At 40.4% G+C, this 920-nt stretch carries 3 protein-coding genes and 2 pseudogenes; all 5 read right to left on the bottom strand.

From position 1 onward, the window contains the following. Positions 1-88, bottom strand: a pseudogene (locus ACFIK6_RS10010) (DNA adenine methylase); the annotation flags it as partial. A 24-nt stretch (positions 89-112) separates the two neighbouring features. After that, entirely contained in the window at positions 113-343 is a 231-nt protein-coding gene (locus tag ACFIK6_RS10005; RefSeq protein WP_375677608.1) for a hypothetical protein, read from the bottom strand. Beyond that, positions 303-527, bottom strand: a complete 225-nt coding sequence (locus tag ACFIK6_RS10000; RefSeq protein ID WP_375677607.1) for a hypothetical protein — start codon at positions 525-527, stop codon at positions 303-305. Before ACFIK6_RS10000 ends, ACFIK6_RS10005 begins: the two co-directional genes overlap by 41 nt. Further along, positions 460-687 (bottom strand): hypothetical protein, encoded by a 228-nt coding sequence (locus ACFIK6_RS09995; RefSeq protein WP_012754703.1) that lies wholly within the window; start codon positions 685-687, stop codon positions 460-462. The genes ACFIK6_RS10000 and ACFIK6_RS09995 overlap by 68 nt, the downstream gene beginning before the upstream one ends. Then, positions 684-920: pseudogene (locus ACFIK6_RS09990) on the bottom strand (lysozyme); the annotation flags it as partial. The gene ACFIK6_RS09995 and the pseudogene ACFIK6_RS09990, both read right to left, overlap by 4 nt.

The raw sequence follows: 920 nt of genomic DNA, 5'->3' as shown, positions 1-920 counted from the left end.
TATTTAAAATCGGTATAATTTTCTTACGTAGATAGTGTTTACCACCCATCCACGCAAACAATGTTTGTGTAAATTCTTGTTTCATCATATTTTTAAAGGAGAGATTTGATATTTAACTTTTTGTTATCCACTTTTTGAGGTGTGAGAAGCTATTCTCTATGGCGTCCACAAAACGGGAAAAATCTATTACAAACATAAAGATAATGAAGGCTATCAATTTCATGATGCGTGACATCATCTTTAAACCTTGATAGGTCTCTATCATCTCGTGAAGGAGTTGTTGTTCTTTTTCTGTAAGATCTTTATCTTTGCTGCTTCGTTTCTTGACCATCTTTCCAACCACATAAATGGGCTCCCTGCTTGTTATGCTTCAAAATATCTCTTGCAAGGTTGGAACTGATGACCGCAACATCTTTGTTATCCAAATAAATGGGCAACCAGCCAACACAAGAAACAGACCTATTTGCCGCGCACCCAACGAGAAAGTTCAGAGCGCACACCAGCATCACTTTTTTGATTAACTTCATTTTCTACCTCAAGCCGCGTTGTTGCTGTCTTTAAAGCATTCTCTGTTTGCTTTTGCCGTTCGCTTTGCTTGCCAAGGTGAAACGCCTTGGCTAAAGCCATAAAAAAAACGGCTAAAGCCGCTGTAAACATAAGAGAATATTTCTTGAGCCAAAAAATCATAAGCGTTGCTCCCGAAACCGCTTGGCGACAATCACTATGCCCGTTACAGCCGCTAAAACCATGATCCCTGCTAATGCCCATTGCACCGGTCCATTGCCTGCTAACAAGCCGCCAAAACCAGAACAAGACCCTATAATCGGGGCAAGTGCTTCTACCTTGAAAAGACCCGTTGCCGTTTTCGTTTCTACCCTTTGATAATTTGAAGAAACATAAGACCCTTTTACCCATAATCC

This window comes from Bartonella sp. AS69XJJH, from assembly GCF_042195585.1.
Taxonomy (GTDB): domain Bacteria; phylum Pseudomonadota; class Alphaproteobacteria; order Rhizobiales; family Rhizobiaceae; genus Bartonella.
This window is presented reverse-complemented; position numbering and strand designations above follow the sequence as displayed.

What these genes read in the sequence shown, in the direction of transcription:
- ACFIK6_RS10000 (WP_375677607.1), bottom strand. Translation starts at nt 527, where the DNA reads ATGAAGTTAATCAAAAAAGTGATGCTGGTGTGCGCTCTGAACTTTCTC.
- ACFIK6_RS09995 (WP_012754703.1), bottom strand. Translation starts at nt 687, where the DNA reads ATGATTTTTTGGCTCAAGAAATATTCTCTTATGTTTACAGCGGCTTTA.